This is a genomic window from Pseudoalteromonas sp. SWYJ118, from assembly GCF_015864505.1.
GTDB classification, from domain to species: domain Bacteria; phylum Pseudomonadota; class Gammaproteobacteria; order Enterobacterales; family Alteromonadaceae; genus Pseudoalteromonas; species Pseudoalteromonas arctica.
Genome location: NZ_JADYXC010000002.1, coordinates 135478 through 152729 on the forward strand (window position 1 = coordinate 135478; position 17252 = coordinate 152729).

13 protein-coding genes and 1 pseudogene are annotated in these 17252 nt (G+C 39.0%); 7 read left to right on the plus strand and 7 right to left on the minus strand.

Annotated features, from left to right (window positions below; translation table 11 throughout):
- Window positions 1-141: 141 nt before the first annotated feature.
- Window positions 142-2298: a prolyl oligopeptidase family serine peptidase gene (locus I6F48_RS03300; RefSeq protein ID WP_197118794.1), complete on the minus strand. Its 2157-nt coding sequence runs from the start codon at window positions 2296-2298 to the stop codon at window positions 142-144.
- 164 nt (window positions 2299-2462) lie between these two features.
- Between I6F48_RS03300 and I6F48_RS03305 the strand changes: the two genes are divergently transcribed.
- Together I6F48_RS03305 and I6F48_RS03310 are read left to right on the plus strand one after the other, a co-directional pair.
- On the plus strand, window positions 2463-2777 hold the full coding sequence (locus tag I6F48_RS03305; RefSeq protein ID WP_197118795.1) for a DUF962 domain-containing protein: 315 nt from the start codon (window positions 2463-2465) through the stop codon (window positions 2775-2777).
- Window positions 2778-3284: 507 nt separating this feature from the next.
- Window positions 3285-5867, plus strand: a complete 2583-nt coding sequence (locus I6F48_RS03310) for a TonB-dependent receptor plug domain-containing protein (protein ID WP_197118796.1) — start codon at window positions 3285-3287, stop codon at window positions 5865-5867.
- A gap of 81 nt (window positions 5868-5948) precedes the next feature.
- Here I6F48_RS03310 and I6F48_RS03315 read toward each other — a convergent pair whose 3' ends face one another.
- The 3 genes from I6F48_RS03315 to I6F48_RS03325 all read right to left on the minus strand — a co-directional run bounded on the left by I6F48_RS03315 (window position 5949) and on the right by I6F48_RS03325 (window position 9242).
- Window positions 5949-6950, minus strand: coding sequence for a branched-chain amino acid aminotransferase (locus I6F48_RS03315; RefSeq protein ID WP_272941825.1), 1002 nt, complete (start codon window positions 6948-6950; stop codon window positions 5949-5951).
- A gap of 199 nt (window positions 6951-7149) precedes the next feature.
- Complete coding sequence (locus I6F48_RS03320; RefSeq protein ID WP_197102399.1) at window positions 7150-8202, minus strand: fatty acid desaturase family protein; 1053 nt, start codon at window positions 8200-8202, stop codon at window positions 7150-7152.
- Window positions 8199-9242, minus strand: a complete 1044-nt coding sequence (locus tag I6F48_RS03325; protein ID WP_197118899.1) for a flavin reductase family protein — start codon at window positions 9240-9242, stop codon at window positions 8199-8201. The genes I6F48_RS03320 and I6F48_RS03325 overlap by 4 nt, the downstream gene beginning before the upstream one ends.
- Window positions 9243-9517: 275 nt before the next feature.
- Here I6F48_RS03325 and I6F48_RS03330 point away from each other — a divergent pair, with 275 nt between their 5' ends.
- The 5 genes and pseudogenes from I6F48_RS03330 (at window position 9518) to I6F48_RS03350 (ending at window position 15208) form a co-directional block, all read left to right on the plus strand.
- On the plus strand, window positions 9518-10693 hold the full coding sequence (locus tag I6F48_RS03330) for a PQQ-dependent sugar dehydrogenase (RefSeq protein WP_197118797.1): 1176 nt from the start codon (window positions 9518-9520) through the stop codon (window positions 10691-10693).
- Between the two features lie 165 nt (window positions 10694-10858).
- Window positions 10859-11038 carry a DUF6435 family protein gene (locus I6F48_RS03335; protein WP_002959772.1) on the plus strand — a complete coding sequence of 60 codons (180 nt, stop codon included), beginning with the start codon at window positions 10859-10861 and terminating at the stop codon, window positions 11036-11038.
- Window positions 11039-11645: 607 nt separating this feature from the next.
- The gene (locus tag I6F48_RS03340; RefSeq protein WP_197118798.1) at window positions 11646-12719 is read left to right on the plus strand and encodes a hypothetical protein; all 1074 of its coding nucleotides are present in this window, start codon (window positions 11646-11648) and stop codon (window positions 12717-12719) included.
- A gap of 109 nt (window positions 12720-12828) precedes the next feature.
- A pseudogene (locus I6F48_RS03345) lies at window positions 12829-13967 on the plus strand (IS3 family transposase).
- A 26-nt stretch (window positions 13968-13993) separates the two neighbouring features.
- Window positions 13994-15208 (plus strand): hypothetical protein, encoded by a 1215-nt coding sequence (locus I6F48_RS03350; protein ID WP_197118799.1) that lies wholly within the window; start codon window positions 13994-13996, stop codon window positions 15206-15208.
- Between the two features lie 51 nt (window positions 15209-15259).
- Here I6F48_RS03350 and I6F48_RS03355 read toward each other — a convergent pair whose 3' ends face one another.
- The 3 genes from I6F48_RS03355 to I6F48_RS03365 all read right to left on the minus strand — a co-directional run bounded on the left by I6F48_RS03355 (window position 15260) and on the right by I6F48_RS03365 (window position 17216).
- Window positions 15260-15700, minus strand: a complete 441-nt coding sequence (locus tag I6F48_RS03355; protein ID WP_197118800.1) for a GNAT family N-acetyltransferase — start codon at window positions 15698-15700, stop codon at window positions 15260-15262.
- A gap of 69 nt (window positions 15701-15769) precedes the next feature.
- Window positions 15770-16363 carry a DUF2238 domain-containing protein gene (locus I6F48_RS03360; RefSeq protein WP_007583339.1) on the minus strand — a complete coding sequence of 198 codons (594 nt, stop codon included), beginning with the start codon at window positions 16361-16363 and terminating at the stop codon, window positions 15770-15772.
- A gap of 61 nt (window positions 16364-16424) precedes the next feature.
- Window positions 16425-17216, minus strand: coding sequence for an SDR family oxidoreductase (locus I6F48_RS03365; protein WP_197118801.1), 792 nt, complete (start codon window positions 17214-17216; stop codon window positions 16425-16427).
- Window positions 17217-17252 lie beyond the last annotated feature (36 nt).

Below are 17252 nucleotides of genomic sequence, written 5' to 3' on the forward strand. Positions count from 1 at the left end.
AACTACTAACTACTAACTACTAACTACTAACTACTAACTACTAACTACTAACTACTAACAAACATTAAAAAGGCCGAGTAAATTAAATTTACTCGGCCTTTTTGCTCAGCTATTAAAGTTAGCTATTTTGTTAAAGCGCTTTTATAACGACTCTACGCCCATGTTATATAGCGTAAAACCAAATATATCAGCGTACTGCTCAATTGTTTTACTCGTTGGAGTACCTGCGCCATGCCCCGCATTGGTTTCTATGCGAATAAGCGTTGGATTATTACCCGTTTGCTTTGCTTGAAGCTCAGCGGCAAACTTAAACGAATGTGAAGGGACAACACGGTCATCATGATCGCCAGTTGTGATCATAGTGGCTGGATACTCAACACCTGCTTTTACATTATGAAGTGGTGAATAACCTTTTATGTATTCAAACATTTCTTTACTTTGCTCGCTCGTACCGTAGTCATATGCCCAACCAGCGCCCGCAGTAAATGTATGGTAGCGCAGCATATCAAGTACGCCTACAGCAGGTAGAGCAACTTGAAATAAGTCAGGACGCTGCGTCATTACAGCGCCAACCAATAAGCCACCATTAGAGCCACCGCGAAGTGCTAAGCGTTTTTTAGAGGTGTACTTTTTATTTTTTAAATACTCAGCAGCCGCAATAAAGTCGTCAAACACATTTTGCTTTTGCAATTTAGTGCCGGCATTGTGCCAGTCTTTACCGTACTCACCACCACCGCGAATATTAGCAACGGCATACACACCACCTTGCTCAAGCCATACAGCATTAACGGGGCTAAAGCTTGGCGTTAAACTAATATTAAAACCACCGTAACCGTATAAAATTGTAGGGTTTGAACCATCAAGCTTAATGCCTGTTTTATAAGTAATTACCATCGGTATTTTAGTACCGTCTTTTGATGTGTAAAACACCTGCTCAGACGTGTAATCATCGCTATTAAAATCAATAGCCGACTTACGATAAACACCCGATTCACCCGTAGTTACATCAAACGTATAAGTAGTACCTGGTGTTTTGTAGTTAGTGAATGAATAATAAAGCGTTGTTTGATCTTTCTTACCGCCAAAACCACGTGCAGTACCCACGCCTGGTAATGTAATTTCCCGAATTAGCTCGCCTTTTTTGTTGTACTGTTTTACCTGCGAAATCGCATCAACCATGTAGTTGGCAAAAAAGGTATCGCCACCTTTTGTAAGGTTTAGTACGTTTTTGGTTTCAGGAATTAAATCTTCCCAATTTTCAGGGCTTGGGTTACTTGCATCAACCGTCACTACTTTTTTGTTTGGTGCATTGAGGTTAGTAACTAAAAACAGCTTGCTGCCTTCGTTATCAATAACTGATGTATCTGAATCAGTATTTCCAACAACCGTTACAAACTCACTGTTTTCTTTTGTTAGATCTTTTATAAACAGCTTATTGCCTGAAGTAGACGTACTTGCCGAAATAAGTAGGTAGTGGCCGTCATGGGTTACATCAGCGCCTACATAGCGATGTTTTTGCTCATCAGTTTCACCAAATACAACACTATCAGCAGACTGTGCAGTACCTAGCTTATGGTAATACGCTTTATGCTGATCTGTTTTAGCCGAAAGTTCACTCCCTTTAGGTTTTTCGTAACTTGAATAATAAAAACCTTCGTTGCCAAGCCAATCTATGCCACTAAATTTAACGTCAACAAGCGCTTCTTCAACTTGCTCTTTGGTATGTACATCAATAACAATAATTTTACGCCAGTCGCTACCACCTTCAGATATTTGATACGCGAGTAATGACCCATCTTTTGAAAACGATAAACCCGACATAGACGTCGTGCCATCGTCACTAAACTTGTTTGGATCTAAAAATACTTCAACGTCGCCGCCATCTTTACTGCGGTACAAAACATATTGATTTTGCAGGCCATCGTTTTTATAAAAATAGGTGTAATCGCCTTCAGTAAAAGGAGCGCCTATTTTTTCGTAGTTCATTAGTTTTTCAAGGCGCTGCTTTAACTTATCGCGATAAGGTATTTGTTCTAAATAAGAAAACGTTAAATTGTTTTGCGTTTTAACCCAATCGGCAGTTTCGCTGCTCATGTCATCTTCAAGCCAACGATATGGGTCGCTAACCGCTTCTTCAAAGTAGGTGTCTACGATATCGCCTTTTTTTGTTTCTGGGTATATAACTGCGTTAACTTGCTTCATTGGTGCTTTTACTTCTTCTTGAGTTACCGTATTAGTTGGCTCTGAACAGCCGCTAAGCGCTACAATTACAGCACATGCTAGAGTGTGTTTAAACATCCTGAGTTCCATTCTTATTTATTAATAGTGCGCCTAAGTTATTAACTTTTAGCCCTTTTGTCTATTTAGATGCGTTAAGCGCCATTTATCGCTGTAAACAAATGTAAACTTACGCTTTAATAGCACGACCCTCATTAAAATAAAAAACAATAAAAGAGCACACTATGCAAAGTACAAACCTCACGTTTAAAAGCTTTAAAGCCTTCTACCCTTATTATTTAAAAGAGCACCGCAACGTGATTTGCCGCCGCTTACATTTTATAGGAAGTACACTTGTTCTTGCTGTAATCGCAATAGCATTAATAAAACAACAATACAGTCTATTGTGGCTATTACCTGTTATTGGATATGGGTTTGCGTGGGTCGGGCATTTCTTTTTTGAAAAAAACCGCCCTGCTACTTTTAAACACCCTTTTTACAGTTTATGGGGAGATTGGGTAATGTTTAAAGATATGCTTGTTGGAAAAATTAAATTTTAACACTATTTTTAGCACTCTTTTTTTATACCAATTGCTTATAAAAACAAAATTGCTTCATGTTTTAAAGTATAGGTTCTAATAAACAGGACATAAAATATAAAACGCCCATCAAATGTTAATTTAATTAACATTTGGTGGGCGACTTTATCTTTTTCTTTTTTAGTAATACTTGTAACTTAATACCCACCTAGTCACAGCCCAATAGAAACGCCCTCATACTAGTAATTAGTTAAAACCATCAATCTCATCTTACCAGTTAATTAAACGTTAAATTTAACTTTTAAATATAATTCATTACCCATCAATTACTTAGCAATCACCTTCGCTATATAACTAAAACAATGCTCATTATAAAAAACAACCAAATGTAATTATAAAAACACCTAAATTAATTGAATGTTATTCAATTGACTGACTTTGTTAATTAAGTATATGTTCAAGGTAACAAAGAGGTTTAATCTTTTTGTACAAAACTAAAATAATTCAATGGGTATGGGGAAATACAGCATGAATAGAAAACCGTTATTTAAATTACAGCAATCGGTACCACAAATATTACTCGCAATGAGCGCGTCTGCTGCACTACTTGGTTCGCTCTGCGTAAATGCTGCAGAGCAAGACACTAAAGCAGAAGAAAACATCGAACAAATAAGCGTAATTGGCTCTCGCCGATTAGGCCGTACAGTAGAAGACAGCGCAGTACCCATCGATATAATTGGTGCAGATGCACTTAAAAACTCAGGCTTTACTGAAACGAATGCCCTACTTAGCAGTTTATTACCCAGCTTTAACTTCCCACAAGCATCACTTACTGATGGCAGCGACCATGTACGCCCCGCTCAGCTTCGTGGCTTGGCACCCGATCACACATTAGTACTTGTTAATGGTAAGCGCCGCCACAGCAACGCATTACTTAACTTAAATGGCTCAACGGGTCGTGGCTCATCATCGGTTGACTTAAATGCGATACCTGCAAATGCTATTGCCCGTATTGAAGTATTACGCGATGGTGCAGCAGCGCAATATGGCTCTGATGCTATAGCTGGTGTTATTAATATTGTACTTAAAAGTGCCAGCAGCGGTGGTTCAGTTGCGGCTATATATGGTGCTAACGTAACCGAAATGGACGGTGTACCACAGCTAAAATCAGTTTCTGAAGGCAGTGATGGTAATTTAGCCTTTACCGAAGGGGGCGATCGCTCTTTAACAGACGGCCAAACACTAACGCTGCAAGGTAATATGGGTTTTGAGCTTGGCGATAATGGCTTTTTAAACATCTCAACAGAATACCGCGACCGCCATTCAACTAACCGCTCAGACTACGATAACCGTGAAAACTACGCACGCATAGATGACGGTTCAGTAGACGGTGCGCTAGACCCACGTGAACTTACCGTAAATCGATATAACCATAACTTTGGTAATGGCGATGTTGAAGATTTTTCAATGTTTTATAACGCAGGTTACCAGTTAACAAACGAAGTTGATTTATATTCGTTTGGCTCTTACAGCAAACGTGAAGGCGAAGGCGGCGGGTTTTATCGCCGTGCAAGCGATAGCCGTAATATAGAAGAAGTATACCCTGACGGCTTTTTACCTGTTATTACCTCAGACATAGATGACTTTTCACTGGCACTTGGCGCTAAAGGTTTTGTAAGTGAATGGAATTACGATGTATCGGCCGTATATGGTCAAGATGCATTTGAGTTTGGTGTTATAAATAGCTTAAATACCTCATATGGCCCTACTAGCCAAACAAGCTTTGATGCAGGAACACTTACCTACGATCAACTTACTTTAAACGTTGATTTTAGCCGCGAGGTAGACGTCAGCTTTTTAGAAAGCTCTGTAAACGTAGCTGTAGGTGCTGAGTATCGCCGCGAAGGATACCAAATAGATGCAGGCGAAGAAGCTTCATATGCACAAGGAACATTTGGCCCAGGAGGCGCAGTAACCGACCCAGTTGATGGCCCATTTGGCGCAGCGGGGGCACAAGTATTCCCGGGGTTTACACCCGAATCAGAGGGCGATAACAGCCGCCACAACGTGAGCTTATATATCGACCTTGAAACCTACCTAACCGACGATTGGAATTTAGCGGTTGCCGCCCGTTATGAAGATTACTCGGACTTTGGCGATACACTTAACGGTAAAATTGCGACTCGTTATTCATTAACTGAAGACTTAGCACTACGCGCCTCAGTATCTACTGGTTTTAGAGCACCTTCATTGCAGCAACAATACTTTACCTCAGTAGCCACTGTATTTGTTGATGGCGAACCAACCGAAACAGGTACGTTCGCACCAAGCAGCGATGTAGCAAAAGCACTGGGCTCACCAGGTCTTGATGCTGAAGAAGCAACAAACTACGGCGTTGGTTTTACATGGTCTACCGACTTTAATTTCAGCTTATCGGTTGATTACTACCAAATATTAATTGATGACCGCATTGTGTTATCAAACAACTTATCGGGCGATGCTATTGCCGATTTACTTCAAGGCACAGGCGCTAACCAAGGTCGTTTCTTCTTAAATGCAATTGACAGCAAAACCCGTGGTGTTGATGTGGTTGCCTCATATAATGTAGCAACTGATGGTTACGGCGATTTAGCCTTTAACCTAGGTTATAACTACGGCAAAAATGAAGTAACAAATATTATCGATCCGCCAGCAGAGCTACAAGGTGCAGGGTTTGATCAAGACAACTTGTTCTCAGGCACTGAGCTGCGTCGTTTTGAAGTAAGCACACCGCGTAATAAGTACAACTTAAGCGCAACGTGGACTAACGATGATATTCGTACCACGCTTAGAGCAACGCGTTACGGCGAAACTCAAGACCCTTCAGACAACCCTGAACGTAACGAAGTGCTTAAGCCTAAATGGATAACCGACTTAGATGTCGCCTACTCGCTTAGTGAAAACGTATCGCTTAGCTTAGGTGCTAATAACATTTTTGATGTTTACCCAGATGCAACCCGTGAAAATGTTGACGATGTAACCACCTTCTCACGTTTATTTGCTTACTCTAGCTTCTCGCCGTATGGATTTAACGGACGCTACGTGTACGGTAAAATAGAAATGAAGTTCTAATAAGCACAGCTTAAAGTAACCAAACACACAAAAGCCACCGATTAGGTGGCTTTTTAATGCGAGTTGCGATTAAATCTATAATTAGATTTTAGTTAACCAGCCGTGCTTGTCTTCACTTTTACCCCATTGAATATCGTTCAATGCTTGGCGAAGGCGCGCAGTCGTTGGGCCTGGCTCGCCAGTACCTACTTTGTATTCTTTATCGTTATGAATAAACGTACCCACAGCAGTTAGTACAGCTGCAGTGCCCGAAAGCGCCGCTTCAGTACCTGGTTTAGCAGCACGCTCTAGTAGCTCAGTAACGCTAAAGTTACGCTCGCTTACCGTCATACCTAAATCTTTTGCTATGGTTAAAATACTATTACGCGTTACACCGTGTAAAAAGGTGCTATCGAGTGCTTTAGTAATAATTTCGTTGCCATCGATGAGTATAAAGTTAGCAGCACCGGTTTCTTGTACGTCTCCACCTGGGCAAAATAAAATTTGATCTGCTTGATACTTAATACGTGCAGCACTTATCGGTGCTAGAGCACTGGCGTAGTTACCACCACTTTTTACCATACCCATGTGCGGGGCGCAGCGCATACCATCTTCTTCAAGCAATACACGCAGTGCTGTTGCACCACCTGCAAAGTAATCACCTACTGGCGATAGTAATGTGTATAAAAGCGAGCTCATTGATGGCGCAGCTGCTTTACCAATTGCCGCCTCAGTACCAATGTGCGTTGGGCGAATATACATGGAGCCCGGCGGTAATGGCGTTTCATCTGCGTATTCACGCATAATATCGATAATCATCGTTTTTAGCATATCGCTGTCAAAACTCGGTAAGCTTAATAGCGCTGAGCTTTGTTGCATGCGTGCGATGTTTGCATCCATTCTAAAAAGATAAACAGAACCATCTTCATGGCGAAAGGCTTTTAAGCCTTCAAAACATGTACTTGAATAATGAAGAACGTGCGCACCAGCATGAAGTTCAAGTTTATCGGAAGGGACAATTGAGCTTTCGCTCCATTTATTATCAGAAAAACGAGCTTGAATCATCTGCGGCATAAACACGGTACCAAATGCGGCCATTTTAATCTCTCTTGTGTGGTCTATTTTCCTCCATTGTATGACAATCACACGCTATTTAACCATAGCTAAAGTAAGGCTTTTTTAATTAACTATGAGAAATTTTTGCAAGTGCTGTTTACTAATCAACCGTATTGAGTGCAATAAACAAAAAATTGGTCAGTGTAGTTACACAGACCGATTTTTTCATTCGTTAATTAAAACATGTTTATTTAAACGAATATTTAATAATACGTTTTAACACCGACGTATACTGTCTAAAAAAACCACCTGTATGATAATCAATACCGTGTTTTTTCAAAACAGCTTGTACTTGAGGCGCTACTTCTTGATAGCGCGAAGACGGCATATCAGGAAATAAGTGATGCTCTATTTGGCAGCTCAAATGCCCTGTTAAAACATGAAACCAATGCGGCCCGTTAATATTAGACGAGCCCAGTACTTGGCGATAATACCACTGCCCTTGGGTTTCGTTTACGCAGTCTTCTTGTTTAAAAGTTTGCGTTTCTTCAGTAAAGTGACCACAAAATATTATAGTCGACGTCCATAAATTACGGATTAAGTTAGCTACTAAATTACCGGCCAATACCCATAAAAATAAAGGTCCTGCAAGTAACGGAAATATCGCATAATCTTTAATTAACTGGCGAGCGCCTTTACTAAAAAAGCGCTGCTTTAATGTAGAGTGTGAAACAAGCCCTTCGCGGTTTTCTTTCTTTTTACCTATAAAAACACGCTCTGCAGCCAACTCGTGATACGACACGCCCCACTGAAATAACACACTTAAATTAATATACGTAAAAAACTGCCATACATTTTTAAAACGCCATTTAAAATCATCGCTTAAACGCAACAAGCCATAACCAAAATCACGGTCTTTACCAATAATATTAGTATACGTATGGTGCTCAAAGTTATGAACGCGGTGCCAACTTTGCCCGTCGCACGCTATGTCCCATTCATAATGTTGTGAGTTAAGTTGCTTGTCGTTCATCCAATCGTATTGACCATGCATTACATTGTGGCCAATTTCCATATTGTCTAAAATTTTAGCCAGCGCTAGTAATAACACGCCTGCAACCCACAATAATGGCTGAATAAAACCAAGCATTAGCAAGATTCGCCCGCTCCATTCACACACTCGCTGTTTGCGCACAACAGAGCGAATGTAGTCGGCATCTTGTTGGCCTACTTTGCCAAGGGTGTCCATTTTAATGGCATCTAACTCGCTTGCGAGCATGTCATAGTTAATGTTTTTCATAATTGTAACTCCAAATCACTAACAGGTTGGCTTACGCAAAGTTGGATTAATTGCTCGCCGTTGTCACTCAATTCACCTGTTTTTAAATTACGTACCACGCCTGACTTTTTAATACATTGGCATTGATGGCAAATACCAATACCGCAACCGCGTTTAACGGGTAGCTTTTTTTCTTCAAACTGAGTCAGTAAAACATCGTTGCCCGATACAACATGGGCACTGGCGTTAATTTTCACATTAAATTGGCTATTGTCGTTTAAGCTAGGCAGCGCCAAACCAAATGCTTCTTGGTAGTAATTTAGCTTATGCGTTTTAGCAAAATCGCTCACCGTCTGCATAAATGCAGCAGGGCCACAGCAGTATATGTCTGGATTTTCCCACGGCTTAATATTGCTGGTTATATCGTTTGATTGCTCACGCGTTAATAATAAAAACGAAAAATGCTCAAATTGCGCTGCCAACTCACTTAGCTCATCAACACATTGATGCTCAGTGGCTTTTGCGTAATACACTAACGAGACTTTTTGCGTAGTTTGGCCTAAGTAATCATCAAGCATAGCCAGCATAGGTGTTATACCCGACCCACCGGCAACAAAAGTAGCCGGTGTATGTGTATTTTTAAATACAAAGTCGCCGTTTGGCGCAGAAATATTGCACCACAAACCCGCTTTTAATGCGCTACTGAGTAAACCTGTAAAGCGCCCTTGCGCATTTGTTTTGATTAGTAAGCGCACCAAACCTGTATTTTTAAATTGCTGAGCGCTTGAGGCCACGGTAAAAACGCGTGTTAATAATCGCCCATTAATTTCAAGCGTTAAACTTATATGCTGCCCTGACGTATGCGCCTGCCATTGTTTACTTGGCTTAAGTTGCACACTTAAAAAACCGCCATCAAGTACAGCTGTACTAACTACTTGCGCTCTAAACTGCCCTGCACGCCACGCAGGTTTAAACACCTGCATTATTGGCTCTATGTAGCCTGCAAAACTTTGATGGTGTAAAAACCATTTTGAAAATTGGTTTAATACTTTAATTATCATCACTATTAATCTCTTGGGTCGTAAAATACTTAACGTTTGAACTTACACGTGTACGCTCAAACTTCAGCGCACAAGTGTACGCTGAAATTTTTAGTTTTCAACCCCAATAGAGTAATTATTCAATTTTTTATTAGCGCTAATTGCTAAAACAATTTTCTGTTAAAAGGCCATCGTATAAAAATATAAGTGTGTGTTTTTCATTCAACTCAACGCTTAACAAATTTATTTATGCCATGTTAAGGTTATGTAAGATTGGATTAATTTTGGAAGCCATAATGATAAATTTAATGTCACATAACACACTCCCTAAACTAATAAGTGCAGGCTTGGCTGTTGCTATATTTGCTATTAACGCACCCGCGCATGCAAAAAGCGATTACGTAAAAAACTATAAAAAACTCGATACTTTACCACTTAACGTTAACGCAGTAACAGCGGCAGAAGGCATAGTTATACCTTGGGCTATTGAGCCTTTAGCTAATGGTGATTTACTAATATCTGAGCGCAGTGGAACGTTATTTTTATTACCTAAAAATACAACTACGTTAACTAAGGTCTCTGGGTTGCCCGACATTGACGCTAATGGCCAAGGTGGATTGCTTGATTTATCACTACACACCGATAGTAAGCAAAACCAATGGCTATACTTTAGTTACTCAAGTAGTGAGGGCAAAGGAAGCGGAAGTAACACCGCCCTAATGCGCGCCAAGCTAAGTAGCGATCATACGCAGTTGTCTGATCAGCAATTGCTATACAAAGGCGAGCATAATAGTACCAAAGGCCAGCACTACGGCAGCCGTATTGTGTTTGATGATAAAGGTTATGTTTATTTTTCAATTGGCGATCGCGGCGCGCGCACTATAAACCCGCAAGATCTCACCCGTGATGGCGGTAAAATTTATCGCTTACACGAAGATGGTAGTATCCCAAGCGACAATCCGTTTGTTAAACAAAAAGATGCAAAACATGCGGCATGGTCTTATGGGCACCGTAATCCACAGGGTATGTGGTTTAACAATCAAAATAATATTTTATGGTCTCACGAACACGGGCCGCGCGGCGGCGATGAGCTTAATATAATAAAAAAAGGCGCTAACTACGGGTGGCCTTTGGTAAGTTATGGCGTTAACTACAGCGGTACCAAGTTTACCGACCTTAAAGAAAAAGACGGCATGCAATCGCCCGTATTACATTGGACCCCTTCAATTGCCCCTTCCGATATGTTGTATGTAACGAGTGATAAATACCCAAAGCTTAAAGGTAAGCTATTACTAGCATCAATGAAATTTGCATTCATTAGCGCACTGGAACTCTCAAAGGGCAAGGTTGTTAAGCAACATAAAATACTCGATGGAATAGGCAGAGTACGCAGCTTAGCCCAAGGCAGTGATGGTTTTATTTATTTAGGTATTGATGGACAAGGTATTAAACGTCTAGAGCCAAAAACGTAAACATTAGCACTAGAACCAGAATTAGCACACAGTACGTTAATAATTACACCGTGTTTACTTTGCGCTTTTAAAGCGTAAAGTAAACATTTTCACCAAACAAAGAACTATTAAGCCCATTAATGCGTACACTAACTACATATAATTTAATAAATTAAGAGAATACTAATGTTTTCATTTTTAAAGCCTGACCCAATAAAAAAACTGCGTAAAGAATACGACGTAAAGCTAGAGCAAGGCATGCAGGCACAAAGAAAAGGCGACATTAAAAGCTTTGCCATGTTAAGTGCAGAAGCCGAAAAAATCTGGAGTGAAATAGAAACTTTAGAGGCTAAAAAAGCCAAATAATACCAATCGAGTTAAGTTATTAGACATTTATAGCGACGGATAAATAGAGTGATAACAAGGCATAAATTTCGACATGTAGTTGTTCTACATGAGAAATTTATAACGCCGTTAACGCTTTATTTAGCACGCTAGAAAGGCTAAATATTTAAGTCGCTTGGTATAAACATCGTGTCTGCCCTGTTTTAAAAGAAGGAAGACGCGTTTAGTAGATAATTTATAACCTCCTTTTTACAGCTCCAACCATCCTTAAACCACCTTTTATAATACGCCTACACAAATAAGTGTACTTAAAGCGGTTACTTGCATTATCGCCACCGTTTTTTAGTGAATATTAAATGATTTAAAATGGGGTTTGGTTTTCATTTTGAATATTTAATTGCTGCATTTATGTACCGCGCTGGCGTTTTCCTCCTAAGTCAAAAAATGAGGACGTTTTCCTCTTTTTTGCATATTATTAAAAGAACAGCCCGACTTAAAGTTTAATACTCGCAATGTGTTACAGGATTTGTTATTAATATTAAAAATAATTAAAAGGACATACGTTACTCATAAAAAGAGGAAAATGTCCTCGATAAAGCTGTTAGAGTATTTAAGCTTGGAGTTGTAATTGGCTAAATTTTGTATTTTTTGTGGTAAAAAACCCAAAGAAAAATCACGTGAACATATAGTGCCGCAATGGTTAATCGAACTTACTGGTGATCCAAAAAGAGAGGTTAATTTGGGCATGAGTAAAAATGAAGCTGATTTTGGAAAAAGTCGAAAATATGCATTTAAAAATTTCACCTTTCCTGCATGTGTTAATTGTAATACTAAATATGGAAAGCTAGAAGCCGATGTAAAACCCATACTATTAAAGGTACTTAATGATGAAGGTGTAACTAGCGAAGAAATGTCATCATTTCTAGATTGGGTTGATAAAGTAAGAGTCGGTTTATGGCTAGCCATGCAACAGTTAGATAAGAACTATTTGAATGTAGAATCTAATTTTCATATTGAGAAACGAATCGGGCAATACGATCGTCTTTTAATCGTTCAAAAAACTGATAGAAATGAACCTCGTGTAAACTTTGGAGCAATAGACACTCCTGCTTTTAGTTTTACTCCGAGTGCATTTGTCTTATCAGTAAATAATTTTAACTTCATAAGCGTATCTTCTACTTTTCTATTTTCTCGAAGAGTAGGGTTTCCATATATAACTGATATGGTACTTTCACCAGATAGTGATAAATATTCAGGAACTTTAGTACTAGGGCGCGAAAGAATTATGCTCCCTTTAATTCGAAAAGCTATTCCACATAATGGTGTTATTTTTTACCAGCCTCAATTTCGAAATGGTTTGATAAATGGTGACACTTCCGAGTACGAATGTGAGTATGTAAAAAAACACTCTCTAGATTATGAAAAAGGTTATGGTAATATTTTTTCTGAAAGAGATGGAGTTTTTGTAGAGTACAGCACAGGTCAGCTATTAGATTCTATTAAGAATTTGCCCGTTCATAAAGATTATGAACTTTCCATAAAGAGTTCGATTGAAGTGCTCAAATGGCAAAATTGGCTCCATACTTTATTGCCAGATACTAAGTTATTATCTCAGGATCAAAAACGTTATCTTAAAGAAAAATTTAGTTTTGCTACGAAAGTTAATAAAAATCTTATAAGTGTTTTGCAAAAAGAGCTGTAACAAAAAGATCATGTCAGAACAAAGACAACCTGTGTAGTGGCATAGTTAATTTGGCCACCCATTAAGAAAGAAATGTTATGCTAATAAGCATACAAATTTGGGTGAAAAAATGACGAAATTAAAACGCGCAACGTATTCTGCTGCAATCAAATTAGATGCAGCTAAAGCTATGGGGGTTGGTAAATCAACCGTAAGTAAGTGGGTAACTCAATTAAAGCAAGAACGGAATGGCCAGTCCCCATTGGCTTCACCAATGACGCCTGAACAAATTGAAATCCGCGAACTTAAAAAGCAAATCCAACGCATTGGATTAGAAAGGATATATTAAAAAAGGCTACCGCTCTCTTGATGTCCGACCCCCTGAGCAATTCTCGTTAATTGAGAAATTAAATCAACGAGAGCGGTTACCCAATCAGCGTGTTGTGTAGCGTATTCAATGTGCATCGCAGCAGCTATAAATATTGGGCCATACGGGATACAACATCGACACCAGAGCAAGTAAAGTTAGAAGCGGAAGTTAAAGTTATACATGCAATGAGTGGCGGTTCGGCTGGGGCACGGACAATTGCAGCAATTGCAACGAATAACGGTTTTGAATTAAGCCGTTATCGCGCCGCTAAGCTGATGGTTAAACTAAAACTAGAGAGCTGCCAAGTACCACAACATCAATATAAACGCGGTGGTAATGAGCACCTTGAAATCCCAAATTTTCTAGATAGGCAGTTTGATGTTGTTGAGCCGGATATGGTGTGGTGCGGTGATGTAACGTATATTTGGACAGGCAATCGCTGGGCTTATTTAGCGGTCGTTGTTGATTTATTTGCACGCAAAGTCGTTGGTTGGGCAATGTCATTGTCGCCAGATACTAACTTAACCCTAAAAGCGCTTGAACTCGTGTATGAAAGCAGAGGAAAACAGACAGGACTGGTGTTTCACTCAGACCAAGGAAGCCACTATACAAGCTTGAAGTATCGCCAGCGTTTATGGCGCTATAAAATCACACAAAGCATGAGTCGGCGCGGAAATTGTTGGGATAATGCGCCAATGGAACGATTTTTTAGAAGCTTTAAAACGGAGTGGATGCCAAAAGTTGGATATGAAAACTTTGAAGAAGCTAAATATAGTGTGAGTGATTATATCAACGGATATTACAATAATGTTAGACCACATCATTATAGTGCTGGTTTAGCATCGAATGAATCTGATATTAGATACAAGGATTCTAAAAATGTGGCCAAAATTAGTTGACCACTACAGTTATGGATATATTATCAATGTTCGAAAATGAATCGAAAATGCAAGAGTGGTTGCTAAAAGAATTAGATAATGTTGATGGCCTAAATGATTTAGTGTCAAATCCTGATTACTTAGGTACTTATGTTCCAAAGAATAATGAAGCAAAAAAAGTGTATCAGTCATTTTTGAAATGTGAACGATCTTTGAATTATTTAGAGTTAATTTCTGAAGATAAAAATATTTCTCTCACCAAGCCTGATTCATTAAGACCTGATTTTCTGTTCTATTCAGCAGAGTCGCAAGGGATGGTATTAGTAGAGCTGAAAAATATAGCAGGGCCAACTAGAGAAGTGGGAACTGAACTTGCTGCGTACTCTTGTGAGCTTAGAAGCTACATCCCTTATCTATCTGAAGGAGATCTTTTTCAAGTAATCGTTTCAAAACATTGGCCTACTTTATTAAGACATTATATTTTCCATGAAATTTTTTGGAACAAAAAAAATATTATCTGCTTTAAGCCTATTTCTACAAATGATAAAATACGTCTTGAAATTATAAATATAGATTCTATTTTGGAAGCAAATGTAGGCTTTAAAATATCAGATAGGCATTTAGCTGGCTATCAGCTTTGCTTATACGACGATCACTCGTATGACCCTAATGCAGATAAATTGCGGTTAGATAAGCATATTCAGCAAATGAATACAGCACTACAAGTAATGTCATCTGAAGGTCATAGGCAACGCGCTAGTGGTTTTGCCTTTTTATGGAAGGATCATCTAGATATAAGTATTGCACCATATAGTATTTCCATATTCAACATGGCTCCATTTAAGTCTATCGAAAGATTTCTCCATGAAGTAGATGATATAAGTAAGTTAACAGATATTCAGAAAAAATTTTTAAAGCTTAGTCAATGGCATGCTCCAACTGGGCACGGTGATTCATTGCAAAATATTTCTGATGCTGGCATTCCTTTCTTAAGAAAATTTTGCAAACCTCAACTTGAAGGGTTTCATGAGTGGGGGGATTACAAATCAATAATCGAAGAACGAGCTGAATTATTAACATTCCAATGCTGGGGAATCTTTGAAGAAATGAGAGATATAATGCTGCATGAAGAATACGCACAAGGTAATTTGTCTTTAAACATAGACTGTCCCAATTTAGGTATGTCCGTTATTAATCGCATTATCGATCAAGAATACAACTTCATTAATATTTCTGATTTAGACCTTGATCATGATTTATAACAAGATATAAAAGCGGGACATGTTTTTCGCTCCGTTTAATAGACCTCACGATTATTTTTTACCATATACATTTTCAGGGTTTATTTGCATTAGCAGCCCTGAGTTATCTATCGGTTTAAACCCGTATTGTGCATAAAGCCCGTGTGCATCAGAAGTCGCTAATAAAAAGCGCCTGAGCCCTTGCAGCTCAGGGTGCTCTACTATCGTTTTAATAAGTAACTTACTCAGCCCATTACCTTGCAAGTGCGGGGCAATAAATACATCGGCTAAATAGGCAAAGGTTGCTTTATCGGTCACTACTCGGGCAAAGCCAACTTGCTCGTTATGAGCGCTGTAAACACCAAAGCACATTGAGTTATCAATAGCCGATTGCATCACGCTTTTAGGAATGCCTTTGGCCCAATAGCTATTAGCAATAAAGTTATAAATAACGTTAAAGTTAAGTTTGCTTTTGTCTGTGCTTATTGAGTAGTTACTAATGTTTGCGGTCATAAGTTAATAGTCTTTTTTATCAATGTTTTTATAAACATTCTTATAGAAAGTCTTTAACGTTCCTATAGTCTATAAATAATCTTTAACGTTTTTAAGCTGTTTGTCGTGTACCTTTGAAAGCACTAACAGCGAGCAAATAGCCCCAAATAACGCCAGTCCCATATCTGATTGGGTATCCCACACGTAACCTTGCGTGCCTAAAAATGCTTCAGCGTTTTCGCCGCTTAACACTGCAACCCACCACTCTATTAATTCGTAAAAGGCGCTAAATGCCAAACATACCGAAATAACAAAGGTGATTAACCAGCCTCTACCATTTACTACTTTTTTGCGCAGTAAAATTTCGCGTGCTAGTAGTGCAGGTACAAACCCTTGAAAAAAGTGCCCTACTTTGTCGTAGTTATTACGCTCGCTACCAAATAGATTATCGAAAAAAGGGACTTCGGCGTAGGTGTAATGCCCGCCAATCATCAGCACTATGCAATGCGCTAAAATAAATGTATATAAAATAGGGGTAAGTTTAAAGTGGCTATAGGTACTTGCTAGCAGCACTAAACCAATAATTGCGGGTATAACTTCAAGCAGCCATGTAAATTGATCTTTTGGGTTAATACCAGACCAAATTAATACAATAAAAAACAGGCTCAGCCATAAATACTTCATTTAGAATCCTTTTCTAAATTGATCAAATTTACGGCATTTTACGCCTTTGAAATAAACGACGCTACCTATAGTTTGTTTTTGCGGTAATGCGATTAAACAAAGTAGGAAAAAAGCGCTTAATTGTAGGCGCCCAACCACTTAAACCTTTGCCAATAATCACTTCGTCTTTTTTATTACTAATGGCACGAATCATTTTTGAAGCAGCTACGCTTACATCCATGCCATTTTCTATCGACTCTTCTGGTTTATTTTGCGCTATGCCTTGCTTGTTTAGTGAGTTATGCGCAATTGCTGTTTTAATAGAGCCTGGGCAAATTGTTAAGCAATGAATATTATGTTGTGCTACTTCTGCACGTAGGCAATCCATAAAACCAACCACCGCATATTTAGAACCCGAATAACCTGTTCTAAATTTTGAACCAACTTTACCCGCCACACTACTAATAGACACAATTGAGCCACTGCGCCTTGCCACCATAGTAGGCAATACAGCTTTAGTAAGTGCAATTAAGCCAAAGTAATTAACCTCCATTAATTGGCGGTACACGTTAAAGTCGTTTTCTAAAAATAAACTGCGCTGCGATACGCCGCCGTTATTAATTAAAATATCAATTGCAGGAAGCTCGCTCATTTTTGCTGTTATTGCACTCAGTACATGCTCTGGCTGTGCTAAGTCCAGCGGCACAACTAAGTGCCCTTCGCCTTTAAGGGTTGATTTTAAATCGTTTAGTTTATCTACATTGCGCGCCGATAAAATAACGCGCGCTCCAAGCTCGGCAAATTGTATAGCAAGCTCTTTACCAATACCTGACGATGCGCCGGTGATCCACACGGTTTTATTATTATATTGCATGCGTTATCTGCCCTTTTATTGTTATTTATTAGGTTT